The organism is Hymenobacter setariae (assembly GCF_007713685.1).
Lineage (GTDB): Bacteria > Bacteroidota > Bacteroidia > Cytophagales > Hymenobacteraceae > Hymenobacter > Hymenobacter setariae.
Genome location: NZ_VMRJ01000003.1, coordinates 205,942 through 221,904 on the forward strand (window position 1 = coordinate 205,942; position 15,963 = coordinate 221,904).

At 59.0% G+C, this 15,963-nt stretch carries 14 protein-coding genes; 5 read left to right on the plus strand and 9 right to left on the minus strand.

What is annotated here, in order from left to right; all coding sequences use genetic code 11:
- Positions 1-2 precede the first annotated feature (2 nt).
- Positions 3-767, plus strand: coding sequence for a DUF2490 domain-containing protein (locus FNT36_RS11995; RefSeq protein ID WP_144847882.1), 765 nt, complete (start codon positions 3-5; stop codon positions 765-767).
- On the opposite strand, the gene FNT36_RS12000 is transcribed toward FNT36_RS11995, so the two are convergent.
- Positions 764-1,168, minus strand: a complete 405-nt coding sequence (locus FNT36_RS12000) for a hypothetical protein (RefSeq protein ID WP_144847884.1) — start codon at positions 1,166-1,168, stop codon at positions 764-766. The two genes, FNT36_RS11995 and FNT36_RS12000, sit on opposite strands and share 4 nt — an antisense overlap.
- Before the next feature lie 145 nt (positions 1,169-1,313).
- Between FNT36_RS12000 and FNT36_RS12005 the strand changes: the two genes are divergently transcribed.
- Positions 1,314-4,265 (plus strand): hypothetical protein, encoded by a 2,952-nt coding sequence (locus FNT36_RS12005; protein ID WP_144847886.1) that lies wholly within the window; start codon positions 1,314-1,316, stop codon positions 4,263-4,265.
- Between the two features lie 69 nt (positions 4,266-4,334).
- On the opposite strand, the gene FNT36_RS12010 is transcribed toward FNT36_RS12005, so the two are convergent.
- Positions 4,335-5,177: an alpha/beta fold hydrolase gene (locus tag FNT36_RS12010; RefSeq protein WP_144847888.1), complete on the minus strand. Its 843-nt coding sequence runs from the start codon at positions 5,175-5,177 to the stop codon at positions 4,335-4,337.
- A 244-nt stretch (positions 5,178-5,421) separates the two neighbouring features.
- On the minus strand, positions 5,422-6,750 hold the full coding sequence (locus tag FNT36_RS12015; RefSeq protein ID WP_144847890.1) for an NAD(P)/FAD-dependent oxidoreductase: 1,329 nt from the start codon (positions 6,748-6,750) through the stop codon (positions 5,422-5,424).
- A gap of 149 nt (positions 6,751-6,899) precedes the next feature.
- On the opposite strand from FNT36_RS12015, the gene FNT36_RS12020 reads away from it, so the two are divergent.
- Both FNT36_RS12020 and FNT36_RS12025 read left to right on the plus strand, forming a co-directional pair.
- Positions 6,900-7,502 carry a DUF4136 domain-containing protein gene (locus tag FNT36_RS12020; protein ID WP_144847892.1) on the plus strand — a complete coding sequence of 201 codons (603 nt, stop codon included), beginning with the start codon at positions 6,900-6,902 and terminating at the stop codon, positions 7,500-7,502.
- Between the two features lie 409 nt (positions 7,503-7,911).
- On the plus strand, positions 7,912-8,709 hold the full coding sequence (locus FNT36_RS12025; RefSeq protein WP_144847894.1) for an FkbM family methyltransferase: 798 nt from the start codon (positions 7,912-7,914) through the stop codon (positions 8,707-8,709).
- Here FNT36_RS12025 and FNT36_RS12030 read toward each other — a convergent pair whose 3' ends face one another.
- Positions 8,710-10,455, minus strand: coding sequence for an acyl-CoA synthetase (locus tag FNT36_RS12030; protein WP_233635865.1), 1,746 nt, complete (start codon positions 10,453-10,455; stop codon positions 8,710-8,712). It abuts the gene before it with no gap.
- Between the two features lie 79 nt (positions 10,456-10,534).
- Here FNT36_RS12030 and FNT36_RS12035 point away from each other — a divergent pair, with 79 nt between their 5' ends.
- Positions 10,535-10,993, plus strand: coding sequence for a DUF2141 domain-containing protein (locus FNT36_RS12035; protein ID WP_144847896.1), 459 nt, complete (start codon positions 10,535-10,537; stop codon positions 10,991-10,993).
- Here the strand turns inward: FNT36_RS12035 and FNT36_RS12040 are convergent.
- The 5 genes from FNT36_RS12040 to FNT36_RS12060 all read right to left on the minus strand — a co-directional run bounded on the left by FNT36_RS12040 (position 10,990) and on the right by FNT36_RS12060 (position 15,830).
- The gene (locus tag FNT36_RS12040; RefSeq protein WP_144847898.1) at positions 10,990-11,484 is read right to left on the minus strand and encodes a YdeI/OmpD-associated family protein; all 495 of its coding nucleotides are present in this window, start codon (positions 11,482-11,484) and stop codon (positions 10,990-10,992) included. The genes FNT36_RS12035 and FNT36_RS12040 overlap by 4 nt on opposite strands.
- A gap of 11 nt (positions 11,485-11,495) precedes the next feature.
- Positions 11,496-12,203 (minus strand): DUF6624 domain-containing protein, encoded by a 708-nt coding sequence (locus tag FNT36_RS12045; RefSeq protein ID WP_144847901.1) that lies wholly within the window; start codon positions 12,201-12,203, stop codon positions 11,496-11,498.
- Between the two features lie 34 nt (positions 12,204-12,237).
- Positions 12,238-13,491: a glutamate-5-semialdehyde dehydrogenase gene (locus FNT36_RS12050; protein WP_144847903.1), complete on the minus strand. Its 1,254-nt coding sequence runs from the start codon at positions 13,489-13,491 to the stop codon at positions 12,238-12,240.
- A gap of 106 nt (positions 13,492-13,597) precedes the next feature.
- Entirely contained in the window at positions 13,598-14,683 is a 1,086-nt protein-coding gene (gene proB / locus FNT36_RS12055) for a glutamate 5-kinase (RefSeq protein WP_144847905.1), read from the minus strand.
- 151 nt (positions 14,684-14,834) lie between these two features.
- The gene (locus FNT36_RS12060) at positions 14,835-15,830 is read right to left on the minus strand and encodes an aldo/keto reductase (protein ID WP_144847907.1); all 996 of its coding nucleotides are present in this window, start codon (positions 15,828-15,830) and stop codon (positions 14,835-14,837) included.
- Positions 15,831-15,963 lie beyond the last annotated feature (133 nt).

The window sequence follows — 15,963 nt, forward strand, 5'->3', positions numbered from 1 at the left end:
CCATGAAGCATTGGTACTTGGCCCTAGGTGGCCTGCTGGCAAGCTCTGCGGCGCACGCGCAAACCACTGGCCCGGCGCCCCGCATTTGGGATACTAACCACAATGTCTGGCTATGCTACTTCGGCGATGCCCGCTTAGCGGGGCGCTGGGGCCTGCACACCGAGTTTCAGTACCGCCGCACCAATGGCCTGAGCGACCCGATGCAGTATTTCTACCGCGCGGGCGTGAACTACTACCTGCCCCAGCGAGTGCTGGTGACCCTAGGTGGGGCGTACCTGCTTTCGTTGCCCTACGGCGACTACCCCGACGTGGGGCGCACTTTCGAGCGGCGCATCTACCAGCTCGTATCGCTGGGGCAGCAGTTTGGCCGGCTCAGCCTCACGCACCGCTTTATTCAGGACCAGCGCTGGCTGCGGATGGAAGGGGAAGACCGATACTTGTTTGAGAACCGCTCGCGCTACCGGGCGCAGCTGAAGCTGGCGCTGAACCGGACTAAACTCGAACCCGGAGCGCTGTATGCGCTGGCGTCGGACGAACTGTTTATGAGCTACGGAAAGAATGTGCAGGCCAATATCTTCAACCAAAACCGTCTGTACGGCGGCCTAGGCTTTCAATTCACCGATGCGCTGACGGTCGAGGTCAGCTATCTCAACCAGATTGTGCAGCACGACGACGGCGTGGTCTTTGAGCGCAACCACACCGGGCAGCTAAGCTTGTATTTCACGCCCGACCTGCGGCCGGCTGCGGAGCGAGCAGGTGAAAACTAATGCCCTGAAGCTAAAGAGGCATTGCAGGGCGTGGCCGAGGTATTGGTCAGCACGAGGTGCGGAACGCCCAGCGGAGCCCGGTCGGCCGTGCAAAAGCGATTGACTATTGGCTGGTTGGTATACTCCTCGTAGGTGAAGTAGATGCGTTGCCCGCGCTTCGCTAGGCTGCCCAAGGAGTTGAGGGCGGCGATGACATTGGTGCTGCCGAGGCTGTCGGGGTCAGTGGCGCCAGCTACGATAGACTTACCAATTGGATACTGCCTATCAACTTGAATAAGAACGCCATCCCAGCAGTATTCGCCGAGTACTACGCCCGAGTAGCAAGCTGGAGTAGCTTCATTGGAGTGGCAGCCAGGCAGCGTAAAAAGCAATAAACCAGTAGCTAGTAGCAGACGGCGCATAGGGTAGAGAAGGAAAGAGCGGGCAAAAAAAGCTTATGAGAAGAGGAGCACGAGGAAGGCAAAGTAGTTGCATGTAGTCGGCTTAGTCAAGCGCTGCTTTGCTGAGCGTGGCATCTCTACTATAAGGTGTAATTTGCTGGCTGCTATGCGCCGTCTGCTTCCCGCCCTCCTCCTGCTCGCCACCAAGGCTTTCGCTCAAAGCCTGCCCATCATCTCCCAAAATCCGCCTGGCCTGCGCTGGCAGGAGGTGCGTACGCCGCACTTTCGGGTGCTATACCCGGCGGGGCTCGACACGGCCGCTCAGCGCACGGCCCAGCGGCTAGAGGCCGTGCACGCGCCCAACGGCGCTACACTGGGCGTGAGCGCCCCGCCCATTGCGGTGGTGCTCCAAAACCAGACGACGGTGAGCAATGGATTCGTGACCTTTTTGCCGCGCCACGCCGAGTTCTTTACAACTCCCGAGCAGGGGCAAACCCTAGGTACCGTAGATTGGCTCGACGGGCTGGTGGTGCATGAGTTTCGGCACGTGAATCAGTTCGACAAGGCGCGCCAGGGCTTCGGCAAGGTGCTGGTGCCGCTGCTCGGCGAGGGTGGCCTAGGCGTGGCGGCGGTGGGCGTGCCGCAGTGGTTTTTTGAGGGCGACGCGGTAGGCAGCGAAACAGCCCTCACGCGTAGCGGACGCGGACGCATCCCGTATTTCGGGCTGGGGCTGCGAGCCAACTTACTGAGCGGGCGGCAGTACTCGTACCAGAAGGCAGTGAATGGCTCATTTCGCGACCTAGTGCCCGACTGGTACGTGCTGGGCTACTACCTCACCTCGTATGCCAAGGCGCACTACGGCCCCGCAGTGTGGGGCCGCGTGCTCGACCAGTACTACCGGTTTCCGTTTTACCCATTTTCCTTTTCTAACAGCCTGCGGCGCACCACCGGCCTGCGCGTGGAGGACCTGTATGCGCGCACCATGCGCGAGCTAGACTCGACCTGGCGGGCCGAGCAGGCGGCGCGGCCCGCGCCCACGACGGTGCGCGAGCTGGCCGGCCAGGCGGGCACGCGCATATTTACGCAGTACCAATATCCGCAATATGTCAACGATAGCACGGTGCTGGCGCTAAAGAGTGGGTTGGGCGACATTGCCAAGCTGGTGCTCCTAGGTCGGCATGGGCAGGAGAAACGCGTATTTACGCTCGGCCAGATTAACATCCCAGAGATGCTGTCGGTGGGGGGCAATAAGGTGGTGTGGCCCGAGTTTCGGCAGCAGCCGCGCTGGGGGCAGAAGGTGTACTCGGAGCTGAAAATACTGGACCTAGGTACCGGCCAGGTGAGCCGCCTGGCCCTAGGCACGCGCTACGCGGCCGCCGCGCTCTCGCCCGATGGTACTCGCCTGGTAGCCGTGCGCACCGACGCCAGCTACCACCACACGCTGGTGGTGCTGGATGCCACGACTGGCCAAGTACTGCACACGCTGCCCAACCCGCGCAACGACTTCTACCAGCAGCCGCGCTGGCTGCCCGATGGCCGCGTAGTAGCCGTGACACTCAGCGCCGGCGGCAAAACCTTGCAAGCCCTTGATGTGGCTACTGGCGCGGCAACCAACTTGCTGCCGGTAGCCAACATCAATATAACAAATCCACAGCCGTGGGACGGCTATGTGCTGTACAACTCGCCGCAGTCGGGAGTAGATAATATTTACGCCGTTGAGATAGCAGCTGGACGAACCTATCAAGTCACTAATCGACCATACGGAGCTTATCACGCAGCAGTAGCTCCCGATGGGCGTCACCTAGCTTTTCACGACTATCGAGCTACTGGCGCGCGGGTGGTGGAGACACCGCTCAATACAGCTACTTGGTTAGTTCCTGGTGGTGGAGGCCGAGCTAACGAGGCTATTCACGCCGCTGGCGAGATGGGAATTGCTATGCTAGCGCCAGCCCAGCGTAGCGCTCCCGCAGACCCCTACGCTGAGCGCCTCGCCGCAGGCGAGCCCGCTGCCAAGCAAATAACCCAGCTGTTAGCCTCGCCCGACTCAGCGGGGCCGCGCTATGGGGTGCGGCGTTACCGGCCGCTGGCGCACGCGTTTCGCATTTTTAGCTACGGCGTGGTGCAAAGCCCGGCCGGCAATAGTGTGAGCGTGGGTGTGCGCTCGCAGGATTTTCTGAGCACCACCCAGGCCTTTGCGGGCCTCACCTATGACCAAACTGAGCGAACCTTTGCCGCCACCGGCGCGCTCAGCTACCAGGGCCTAGGTCCGGTGCTCGATGTGGAGAGCAGCTACGGCGGGCGCGATGCCAGCATCGTGGACGCGCGGGGCCGAGTGCAGCGCGACCAGTGGCGGGTGGCGCGGGTGCTGGCCGGCGCCCGCTTGCCATTGGTGCTCACGCGCTCGAAATACCTACAAAGCCTGACCCTAGGTGCCTATTACCTCAATGAGCAGGTGTATGGCTACGACCTGCCCGTGCGCCGCCGCAGTGAAACCGGCCCCAACCTGCCGCTGCACGCGCTGCAAACTAGCTTGGCCTACGCTACCCAGCTCAAGCAGAGCACCCGCGACGTGGCCCCGCGCGGCGGGGCTACGCTGCTGGCTACCTACCGCACCACGCCCTTTGCTACCAACTTGCAAGCCAGCCAAGTAGGCGTGCAGGCGGGTGTTTATTTGCCCGGGTTGGCCCGGCACCACAGCGTGCGGCTGCGCGGCGGCTACCAGTACCAGCAGCAAGACCAATACAGTTTCACAGCCGCTATTTCGTACCCTAGGGCCGAAACCAGTTACATCAGCTTTGATAACCTCGCGGCCGCTAGCCTCGACTATAGCTTACCGCTGGCGTTCACGCACCTCACGTTTGGGCGGGTGCTTTACGTGCAGCGCTTCCGAGCCACAGCCTTCCTTGATATAGCTGAGGGCAACCTCCGCCTACCCGCCACAAACCAAACGCCCGCGCAGGTGTACTCCCAAGATTTCCGCAATGTGGGCGCCGACCTACTGGCCTTGTTCAATGTTTTCCACCTGCGCACGCCCATTGAGGCGGGCGTGCGGGTGGCCTACAGTAGCTACCTAGGGCGCGTGGTGGTGCAGCCACTAGCTTTCAGTGTGCGGCTGTAACGCACAGAGCCCTAAGCAAGCCAGGTGTTCTGGCTGCTTAGGGCTCTGTGTTAACACCTTATTGACGCCCTAGGCGAAAACTGGGGCGACTTGCAAAAACTTCTCAATTTCCTGCAGGGTCTCTGCGGGAGCTGAGAGGTGGGCGCTGTGGCCAGGCGTATCAATAACAACCAATTGGCTGTCGGCCAGCGTTTCGTTGATATAATTGCCCACGGCTAGCGGCGCGATTACATCGTGCGCGCACTGCAGTATTAGGGTAGGGGTAGTGAGGAAAGGCAGGTCGGCGCGGTGGTCGCTGAAGAACGTAACCCGGGCAAAGTGCTGGGCAATGGCCGGTTGCGTTTGCAAAAAGCTATTGGTTAGCTCGAGCACCAGCTCGGGGTTTTCGGCTCCCACCATTACCGGGGCAATGCCCTGTGACCAGCCGTGGTAGTTGCCCTCCATGGCGGCCAGTAGCTCCTGGATATCCTTCTGCTCGAAGCCGCCTTTGTAGCCCTCAGCATTGACGAAGCGCGGCGAGGGCGCCAGCAGCACCAGCCGCCCAAACCGCTTGGGCTCCTTGATGGCCGCCAGCACTCCAATCATGGAGCTGATAGAGTGGCCCACAAATACAACGTTATACAAATCAAGCTCGTGCAGTACAGCTAGCAGGTCATCGGCGTGGGCGTGCAGCGAGCCATACTTGGCATAGTCGTAGGCTGCTAGGTCTGAGCTGCCAGCTCCTACTAAGTCGAGCAGCAACACTTGGTAGCGGTCCTCAAAGGCGGGAGCCAGTCGGCGCCAGCTGGTTTGGTCTGACCCTAGGCCGTGCAAAAACACGATGGCGGGTGCCGGGCTACCTTGGCCGGTGATAGTAACATTGCTGCGGCGCAGAGCCGAGGAATTGGAATCGGAGGTAGTAACAGTACTCATTCAATAAAAAAAGGGTATTCTTAAAAAAGAGAATTGTTGAATGGTGAAGCCACGGCCAGGAACACTAACCGCGGTATTAAACCAAGATTGGATTGAGCAATAAGGGGGTAGTTCTTGTTTATTAACTGCTTGACTATAAGAAGGAAAATTAGGTAAGATAAAGTTAATACCTGCGTAAAAAAAATAATGCCCAGCAAGGAGGCTGGGCATTAGCGTGGTGAGTAAGGAAGGAGCCTGTTAGGGCTTACACGATGGCTTTATCCACCTCTCGCTCTTCGAGTGGGGCCTTCACCTTACCGATGATGTAGCGCATGCCTTTGTCTTGGGTCACGTAGTTCCAAGCCCAGGTAATGAACACGGCAAAGCGGTTGCGGAAGCTCACTAGGGCCAGCACGTGCACAAAGCTCCACGCTAGCCAGCCTATCCAGCCGGTGAGGTGGTATTGCTTGCCAAAGAGCTGAACATCGGCCAGGGCGCGGTGGCGGCCCACGGTGGCCATCGTGCCTTTGTCGTAGTAGTCGAAGGGCAGCATGGGCAGGCCCGACACTGCCCGCATGATGTTTTCGCCGAGGTGGCGGCCCTGCTGAATGGCTGGCTGCGCCACCTGCGGGTGGCCGTCGGGGTACTTTTCGGTGGCCATCTGGGCAATGTCGCCGATGGCAAACACGGTATCATAGCCCGCTACCCGGTTGACTTCGTTTACCTTGTAGCGGTTCGACTTAAGCAGTGCCTCGGGTTGCAGGCCCTTGATGGGGGCACCCGTGACGCCCGCCGCCCAAATGAGCGTGCGCGTGATGAGCTGCCGGCCAGAGTTGAGCGTAACGGTGTAGCCATCGTACGATTTCACGCGCTCCTCAAGTAGCACTTCTACGCCTAGGTCCTGTAAATACTGCCGGGCCTTCTCCGATACCTCGGCCGACATGCCCTTGAGCAGCACCGGGCCGCTTTGCACCACGTAGATGTCCATCTGCTTGAGGTCGAGCTCGCGGTAGTCACGCGGGAATACGTGGGCGCGCAGCTCGGCCAGGGCGCCCGCCATCTCCACGCCGGTGGGGCCGCCGCCCACTATCACAAAGTCGAGCATGCTGTTGAGCTGCTCCTGGTCGCCGATTTGAAGGGCCTGCTCGAAGTGCGAAAGCAATGTGTTGCGCAGCTCAATGGCGTCGGTCACATTCTTGAGAGCAATGGCATGTTGGGCCATCTGCTCGTCGCCGAAGAAGTTGCTGGTAGTGCCAGTGGCCAGCACCAGGTAGTCGTAGCGGAGCAGTCCGATAGACGTCTCAACTACCTGAGCCGTAGCGTCGATGGACTCGACTTCGGCTAGGCGGAAGTAAAAATTTTGCTGTTCACCCAATATTTTGCGAAACGGCGATACGATGCTGTCAGGGTTGAGCCCCGCGGTGGCCACTTGGTAGAGCAGCGGCCAAAACCCGTGGTAATTCTGCTTGTCGATAAGCACCACCTGCACCGGCGCATTAGCCAGCGACTTAGCTAGCTCGAGGCCGCCAAAGCCGCCGCCCACAATAACTACGCGCGGCATGCCGAGGTCTTCAATCTTCGTAAGTCCTTCCATAAAAATAAAAAAGCGTAGAAGTAGGGCGTGCCGGCAGCCCGGCTGTAGATGAACAGAAACAGAAGCTAGCCGTACTTCTCGGGCTAACCTCCGGCAACCCGCTGCAAGCGAATGGAGTAAGCTAAGTACTAAAAATTCTCACTACAGTTATGAAAAACATTCTTTTGGCCGTCGGGCTGGCCCTACTAACCGGCCTCTCAGCCTGCGCTCCGAAGGTTAACGTGGAGCAGCGTGCTAACGTTAACTTCAGCCGTTACCGCACCTTTGACTTTGCCGACACCGAAGTAAAAACCGATGGCGACAACAACCCATTGCTGCGCAGCTCCATCACCCAAGACCGCATCAAGCAAGCCATCGCGAGCGAGCTTAGCAAGCGCGGCTTGCGGCAAGTAGAAACCAACCCTGACTTCTTGGTATCGACGCACACCTTTGTGGAGAAAGCCGAGCGCACGGTGTACGACACCTACGGCGGCCCGGGCTACGCGTATCCTTACTCAGTGGGCTATCGCGGCCGGTTTTTGCCCATTAACTATGGCTACTGGTACACGCCTGCTTACTATAGCCAGCCTCGCACCGAGCAGTATCGCGAAGGCACGCTAGTAATTGACTTCATCGATGCCCGCACTAATAATCTGGTGTGGCGTGGTTCGGTAGCTGACCCGGTCGATGACGCTGGCCGCCTAGGTAGCGAATTCAGCAGAAATGCTAAGGATATCCTCGAAAAGTTTCCGGTAGCCGAAAAGAAAAGCTAACCTGGATGCCAGCTTAAGACAACAAAAAAGGTCCGCAACTGTAGTTGCGGACCTTTTTTGTTGTCTTAAAATCAGTTGCTCATAAGCTAAATCAACTATTAAATTGACTCACTGGCTAAGATTGCTTCAGCAGCCTAGCGCTTTTGATTGTGCAGCAAGTAGTAAGAGTAAAATATGCTCAACATTATTGCTTATATAGTATAATGATAAGTAGTAATTTATACTTAATTTTGAATCCAGTATAAGCTGCTCTTTTGAGTGGCTTATTTCCTGTGTGGCATTATGTAATGTTTTTGCTAACAAGGCTTCTGTGAGCTAGCTAACGCTGCGCAATCCTTTGCCTTTGTGCGCTGCTTAGAATAGCACCTAGGGCCTTTTATACACAGCCGTGATATATAAATAGATACTGATGAACCCATTAAAAGCACTAGTTAAATCAGCTTTAGCCAGCAGAGCCCAGCGGCAAGTAATTCCGTTTAAGGATTTGATATATCTCGGTTCAGTCAACCACGGCTATCACGTTCCGGCTAGCTATTTAACCAGCGCTTCGGTGTGCTATTGTGTAGGAGCCGGCACAGATATCTCTTTGGATACAGAGCTAGCGTCCAAATTCAACTCACAGGTATTTGTGTTTGACCCTATGCCATACGCCTTGGCTCATTTCACTGATTTAGTAAAGAGTGTAGAGGCAGGCAAGAAATTCTATGCTGATAGGGATAAAACTGGGTACGCGTACACGATAAGTTCTGAAGCGCTTACTGACGTAAAGTACTGTGGAACTGGTGTATGGAATGAGAAGAAGAAAGTCAAGTTCTATGTGCCGGCCCGAGATAACTACGCCGGGCATTCCATTACTAATCTACAGAAGACCGAAGAGTATATAGAGGCCCCCGTAGATACACTCGTAAATATTATGCGCGAGCTAGGGCACTCGCAACTCGACTTATTGAAGCTGGAGATTGAAGGCTCTGAATACACTGTTATTGAAGACGTATTAGTAAATAAAGTAGACGTAAAAATTATATTAGTAGAGTTTGACGAATTCCATCATCGGGGAGGGTTTGCGCGGTTTCTGGCAATTCGCAACATTGAAAAATCATCGCAAAAATTGCTTAAGGAGGGGTACAAGCTAGTGCATTCGCTTAACTTTTATAAGCGAACATTCATTAGGGAGGATATTCTTAACGAGCTAGTTGGCCGCTGCTAGTTAACCACGGCCTTTCTCGTAAAAGAACTCACTTGCGCCAGCGGCCCCGCGCCGTTGCTGAGCTTCCTGCGCTCGCAACTCTACGCGCCGAATTTTACCGCTAATGGTCTTAGGTAGCTCGGACACGAACTCCAGGATGCGGGGCATTTTGTAAGGTGAGAGATGCTCGCGGCAGTAAGTAAATAGTTCTTGCGCTAGCTCGGCCGATGAGTCTAAACCTGGGCGAAGGATGACGAAAGCTTTGATTTCGTGGCCTTTGATGGCATGAGGCGAGCCCACCACGGCGGCTTCTACCACGGCGGGGTGCTCGACGAGCACGCTCTCGACCTCGAAGGGCCCAATGCGGTAGTCGCTCGATTTAATAACGTCGTCGTCGCGGCCCACAAACCAGAGGTAGCCGTCAGGGTCGCGGTAGGCTTTGTCGCCGGTGTAGTAGAGGCCGTGCCGAAACACGCTGGCCGCCCGCTCGGGCTCGCCAAAATAGCCGGTGAATAAGCCGTTGGGCCGGCCCGTATCGGTGCGCACGGCAATGTGGCCCTCGGCTAGGTCGGGCAGGAGGTGGCCCTCATCGTCGGCTATCACCACATCGTACATAAACGAGGGGTGGCCCATGCTACCTAGGCGCACGGGGGCACCGGGCAGGTTGTAAACCATGGCCGTGCTCTCCGACTGCCCGTAGCCGTCGCGGATGAGCTGGCCCGTGCCGCGCTGCCACGCCTCAATCACTTCGGGATTAAGCGGTTCGCCTGCGCTTACGCACTCGCGAAAGCTGAACTTATACTTCCCTAGGTCTCCTAGCACCAGCAGGCGCAGTACCGTGGGCGGCGCGCAAAATGTGGTGACTTGCTCTCGCGCCAGCGCTGCCAGCAGCGGCTCGGCCGCAAAGCGCCCACTGCCCTGGTACACCACCAGCGTGGCCCCCACGCTGAGTGGCGCAAAGAAGCTACTCCAGGCGAACTTGGCCCAGCCCGACTGCGAGATATTGCAGTGCCTATCCTGGGGGCGCAGCCCTATCCAGGCGGCGGTGCTGAGGTGGCCTACGGGATACGAAAAGTGCGTATGCGTCACCACCTTGGGCAGACCTGTGGTGCCTGAGGTGAAGAACAAAAACAGCGGGTCGTCGGCGCGAGTGGGGGCAGCTTCGGCGTGGGCGGGCAGCCCGGCGGTGCCCGCAAAGCTTACCCAGCCGGGGCGCTGCACGCTCGGCCCGCCTACCAGCATCTTGAGGCGAATGGTCTGACCTAGGGCCTGCTCGGCAGCGTCGATTTTGGCGGCGTTGTCGAGGTCGGCCACTACCACGGCGGGCAGCAGGCGGCCAAAACGATATTCTAGGTCCTTGATGGTGAGAATACTGGCGGCCGGAATCAATACCTGCCCGCCTTTGATGCCCGCCATGTAAGTGTCCCACAGCTCGGCGCACACGGGCACCATCAGTAGCACGGCCTCTTGGGGGCGCACGCCAGCCCCGCGCCAAAAGTTGAGCAGGCGGTTGGCGCGGGCGGCCAGCTCGGCGTAAGTTATTTCTTGGTGGCCAGCGTCGTCGGCCAGCACCAGGGCCGCTTTAGCGGGTTGCGTGGCCACGTGCAAGCCCTCTAGGATGTCGGCCGTCCAATTAAAAAATTCGGGCTTTGGAACGGGTAAAGTAGATAGCTCGTGGTAGGTGCCAGCCTCCGCAATTTGCTGGAAGCGCCGAAAATAAGCTTGCATAGGACCTAGGGCGTGGGTGGGTGGGGGAGAGTGGGACAACAACCGCCCCGGTGGGCGGAACGAATTGCAGGGGGGCGGAAGTTAGTACGAAACTTCTAGCCTTGTTAAATTGCCCTTCATGAACGCATTACCGCTTGTTTCGCTGCTGCTGGGTAGCCTCGCGCTGGGGTCTGCCGTGCCGGCCGCCCCGCCCGCTGCCCCCGCTACCGAAACCGTAACGGTGGTGGTATCATCCTTGGCCTCGACCAGCTCCATTGTGAAGCTGAACTTCTACAACTCGCCCGACAAGTTCTTGAAAGACGGGCAAATGGCCATTCGCATGGTCGTGCGGCCCGATGGCAAGAGCACTCTGTCGATTCCGGTGGCGCTGGCACCCGGCGAGTGGGCTGTGGCCTTGTCGCAAGACCTGAACAACAACGACAAGCTCGACAAAAACTTTCTAGGGATTCCTACCGAGCCCTTTGCCTTCTCCAACAACGTGAAGCCGCGCCTCTCGGCGCCGCGCTTCGAGGAGTGCAAGTTCACGGTGACCGGGCCCGGCCAAGTCGTGACTATCAACGACTGGAACGACTTTTAGGCCCGAAAGGGATGGCTGCCGTGCGCTAGGCGCTCAGCCAGCTCTACGGCGTAGCGGGCACGGGTTTCGGGGCGCTTGGCATCGGCCACTTTGCGGGCTATGGCCCGGCGCATGGCCCCATTCTGCCGCGCAAACGCCGCTTCGGCCTCGGGCCAGGCACCTAGGGCTTCGGCTAGCTCGTCGGGAAGGTCCACGTGGTCCGGGTCCGGGTCGGGCGTCAGGCTCACGTCTACGTCTTGCCCAATGGCAATGCCTAGCTGCTGGCACAAATCTTTGCGCAGCATGAGGTAGCGCCCGCCGCCCTCCAGCGGCAGCAAACCCAGGCGCACGGCGTGGCCATTGAGGGTGGCTACCACGCGCTTGGTGGCCTTGCCGCCTACGGCCAGCCACGCCGCCTCGGGCACCACAAGTATCTGCGTAGGCATGAAGCTAGGGCCACCAGCTTCGAGCAGTGCCCGGAAAGTAGCAGAGGGCAAGGTGTTAGTACTCATACTACTGCTAATTAACGAAGCTGTGCAGCCAGCTGCGCGGCTTCCTGCTGAAGCCAAAGGGCATACTCAAGGGTAGCGGGCTGGGCCGGGAAGCCCTTGGCTGCGGCGCTCTGTGCCAGTGTGGTGGTGAAGCCCGCTTGGCGCCGGCGCTTGTCTACGTGCGCTAAGTCTTGGATGGGCCACACGAAGGCAATGGTATGCTGCCGGCCAGTGGCGTGGTCGAGCACGGTGTAGCCAGTGGTTTGGGTGCCGTACACTTGCTCCTGGCCGTCGTCCATGAGCTTGCGGTCGAGCATCTGGGCGTAGAGAGGGTAGGGAATTTCGCCGGCTTCGGCGGCACCCTGCACCCAAATGAGGTACTGCGGAATCTTGTCAGAGTGTTGCAGCACCGCCCATGCAGCTTCGTTAGTAGGGCTGCCCACCAGGCTCTTGCCTGGGTAGCCATAGCGCCAAATGATGTCTTCCACGCGGCGCAGGTTGGTGCTGTCGGTGCGGTGCATAGCGGCCAGCACGTAGCTAGACACCTGTGCCTTTGGCACCTGCAACACGGTCGCCAGCGAGTCGGCCTTGCCCTTCCGAAATCGAGCCATGAGCTTGCGATACCGTAGGTCTTCGCCCCGAATGCTATCCAGCTCGTGCTGCAAGCGCCGGTCGGGGGGGCGCTGGGCCAGGGCCGGTAGCGCCGCCAGGCTGAGTAGCAAGTACAATAGCAGTTTCATGAGCAAATGAGCCTGAGTTGTCTTCCTAGGTTGCTTAGCCTTGCCGCACCTGCCCTTGGCCGCGCACCAGCCACTTGTAGCTGGTGAGCTCGGCCAGGCCCATGGGACCGCGGGCGTGCAGCTTCTGAGTGCTGATGCCAATTTCGGCACCTAAGCCAAACTGCGCCCCATCGGTGAAGGCCGTGGAGGCATTGGCGTACACGGCTGCGGCATCGACCAGCCGCAAAAACTGGTCGATGTGCGCCTCGTCTTCGCTCACAATGGCCTCGCTGTGGCGCGAGCCGTGGCGGGCAATGTGGTCGAGCGCCGCGCTTAGGTCGGGCACGGTCTTTACGGCTAGCTTGTAATCTAAAAACTCGGTGCCAAAATGCGCCTCGGTGGCCTCGGCCAGCAGCTCGGCGGGATAGGCGCCGCTGAGCGCAGCATAGGCCGGTGCATCGGCAAAAACCTGCACCTGCGCCTCAATCAGCGGTGCCAGCAGGGCCGGTAGGTCAGCCAGGCGGCTCTCATGCAGGAGCAAGCAATCAAGCGAGTTGCACACGCTCACGCGGCGGGTTTTGGCGTTGGCTACAATGGCGCGGCCCTTGCCTAGGTCACCAGTTTCGTCGAAGTACGTGTGGACCACGCCGGCCCCGGTTTCGATAACTGGCACCCGCGCATTCTTGCGCACGAAGTCAATGAGCCCCTGGCTGCCCCGCGGAATGACCACATCGACGTAGCCCACCGCCGTGAGAAGGGCCTCGGTAGCGGCGCGCTCGGGTGGCAGTAGGGTCACGGCGGCCAGCGGCACGCCGTGCTGCGCCAGCACTGGCCCCGCTACCGCTAGCAGCGCAGCATTAGAGTCGGCGGCATCGGAGCCGCCCTTGAGCAGGCAGGCGTTACCGGTTTTGAGGCACAGCGCCAGGCTGTCAAACGTCACGTTGGGCCGCGCCTCGTAGATGATGCCCACCACGCCGAGTGGCACGCGCACCTTGGTCAGCTGCAAGCCGTTGGGTAGCGTTTGTTCGCTGAGGGTGGCACCTAGGGGCGAGGGCAGGCCGGCTACGTTGCGCAGGTCTTGAGCCATGCCTTGCAGGCGCTCGGGCGTGAGGCGCAGGCGGTCGTGGCGTGGGTCGGTGGCGGGCATACGCGCCAAGTCCTTGGCGTTCTCGGCCAGCAAAAAGTCGGTATGCGCCACCGTGGCGTCGGCTAGGTCGCGCAGCACGGCATCGATGGTAGCGGGTGCTACGGCCACTAAGGCACGGCTAGCTTGCTGCGTAGCATCGAAAAAGGCAGAATAATCAGTCATGAGGCGATGAAACAAGCGCTTCACAAAGTACGGCGCTGCTGCCTAACCCCGCGCCTTAGGTCGGCTTACTGACTGATTTTCTGGCCCAGCAGGTCAACTCTGGTGGCTAGCCCTCGGCAGTCAGAAAGAGATAATCGTAGTGCACCAGCGGGCGCTGGCCATGCTGGCCCAGCCGCTCGCGGGCCTTGTCGGCGCCGTACTCGGCTAGGCCGAACCCTAGGGCATGATTCTGTTCATCGACTAGGCGCACGAGGTCGCCTTTTTGGAAATCGCCATCAATGCGTACTACACCAACCGGCAGCAGACTGGTAGCTTGACCAGAAGTCAGCAGGGCGGCGCGGGCGCCGGAGTTTACGTGCACAGTAGCTTGGGCAGTTTGGGCGTGGGCCAGCCACTTCTTAGTGCCCGAGGCACGCTTGCTGGGCTGAAACCAAGTGCTGATGGCCGTTTCGGCCAAGATGCCGGGCAGAATGTCGGGCGTTTTACCGTTGGCAATGTGCACGCTGATACCTAGGCGGGCCACCTTGTGCGCAATGGAGCACTTGGTGAGCATGCCGCCACGCCCAAACTGCGAGCGCGTAGCCGTCACAAACTCGGCAAAGCCCGTGTCGGCCGGCGCAATGTGCCGAATAACCTGCGCCCCCGGCCGCGACGGGTCGCCGTCAAAAATGCCATCCACGTTGCTCAAAATGAGCAGCGCGTCGGCATTTAGCATACTCGCTACTAATCCTGCCAGCTCATCGTTATCGGTAAACATGAGCTCGGTGACCGAAATTACATCATTCTCATTTACAATGGGAATGACATTTTGCTGCAACAGCTCCTGAAAGCAGTTCTGCATGTTCTGGTAGTGCTGGCGGTCGCGAAAGTCCTCCTTGGTCACCAGTACCTGCGCGCCTAGTAGCCCGTGCGGGGCCAGTAGCGCGGCATAGAGGCTCAGCAGCTTTACCTGGCCCACGGCGGCCAGCAGCTGGCGGCTGCGCACAGCATCAGCTTTAGGCGGCAGCGTGATGAGGCTGCGACCCGCCGCCACCGCGCCCGACGATACTAAAATGACCTCGCAGCGCTGGCTTTTCAGGCCCACTATCTGGTTCACCAGCTGGGCCATGCGGTCCTCATCGGGCAGGCCATTGGCTTGGGTGAGGACGTTAGAACCGATTTTAACAACGAGGCGGCGGTAGGGCAGGGGCATGGGGCAAAAATAGAAACGCCTCCTCGCCAAACACCTAAAACGGCTGTCATGCTGAGTTTGCGAAGCATTTTCTCACGTTGGGTTACTGCCCTTGACGTAAGAAGATGCTTCGCAAACTCAGCATGACAGCCGTTCTTAGAAAGCCATTAGTTTAGCCCGGCAACTGCAAGCTCGCCAGTTGCTTGTTGATAAAATCAACTTCCTCAAAGCTCAGCTGCACGTCCATCGCCTTGGCGTTTTGGGTGGCTTGCTCGGGGTTGCGGGCACCCACCAGCGCCACCGTGATACCGGGTTGCGCCAGTGTCCAGCGCAGCACGAGCTGCCCTAGGGTGGCGTTTTTGCTCTCGGCCATCGGGCGCAGCTTGTTCAGGAAGTCGTTTACGGCCGTTACGGCCTCGGGCTTGAACAAGCGGTTGGTGCTGCGCAGGTCGCTGGCGTCGAAGTGTTGGCCGGGCTTCATCTTGCCGGTGAGTAGGCCCAGTTGCAAGGGGCTGTACACCAAAATGCCTAGGTCGTGCTGCTGCGTGTAGGGCACCACGTCCTTTTCGATGTCGCGGCGCAACATGCTGTAGGGTACTTGGTTGCTGGCCAGCTTAATAGTTTTCTCGGCTTCCTCCATTTGGGCCACCGAGTAGTTGCTGACGCCCGCGGCGCGCACCTTGCCCTGCTCGATGAGGCGCTGCACGGCTTCCATCGTTTCGGCGATGGGGGTGGTCACGTCGGGCCAGTGCTGCTGGTAGAGGTCAATGTAATCGGTACCTAGGCGCTTGAGGCTGTCCTCGCACTCCTTGATGATGCTGTCGCGGCTGGCATACTTGTACACGTCCACGTCCTGGCCATCGTTGTTCTTGGTCTTCATAGCAAAGTCACCTTTGCTATCGTCCCAGCGCATGCCAAACTTGGTGAGTACTTGTACCTTATCGCGAGGCAGGCTCTTGATAGCCTCGCCCACAATCTGCTCGCTCAAACCCATGCCGTAGATGGGGGCCGTGTCGATACTGGTCACGCCTAGGTCGTAGGCGGCGTGAATGGCGCCCACCGCGTCGTTTTGCTCGGTGCCGCCCCACATCCAGCCGCCAGCGGCCCAGCTACCAAAGGTGATGCGCGAAACGCTAACATCGGAGGAGCCTAATTTCTGATATTCCATGAGTTAAGTAAGTTCTTGAAAGAAAATTGCTACCTAGGCTTACCGGCTGGCTAGGTTGAAGGTTGCGCCCTGGTCAGTGGCCGCGGGCCCGAACGCTGAGCGGTAGCTGCGTGTTAAGGCAGGTGAAAAGCAA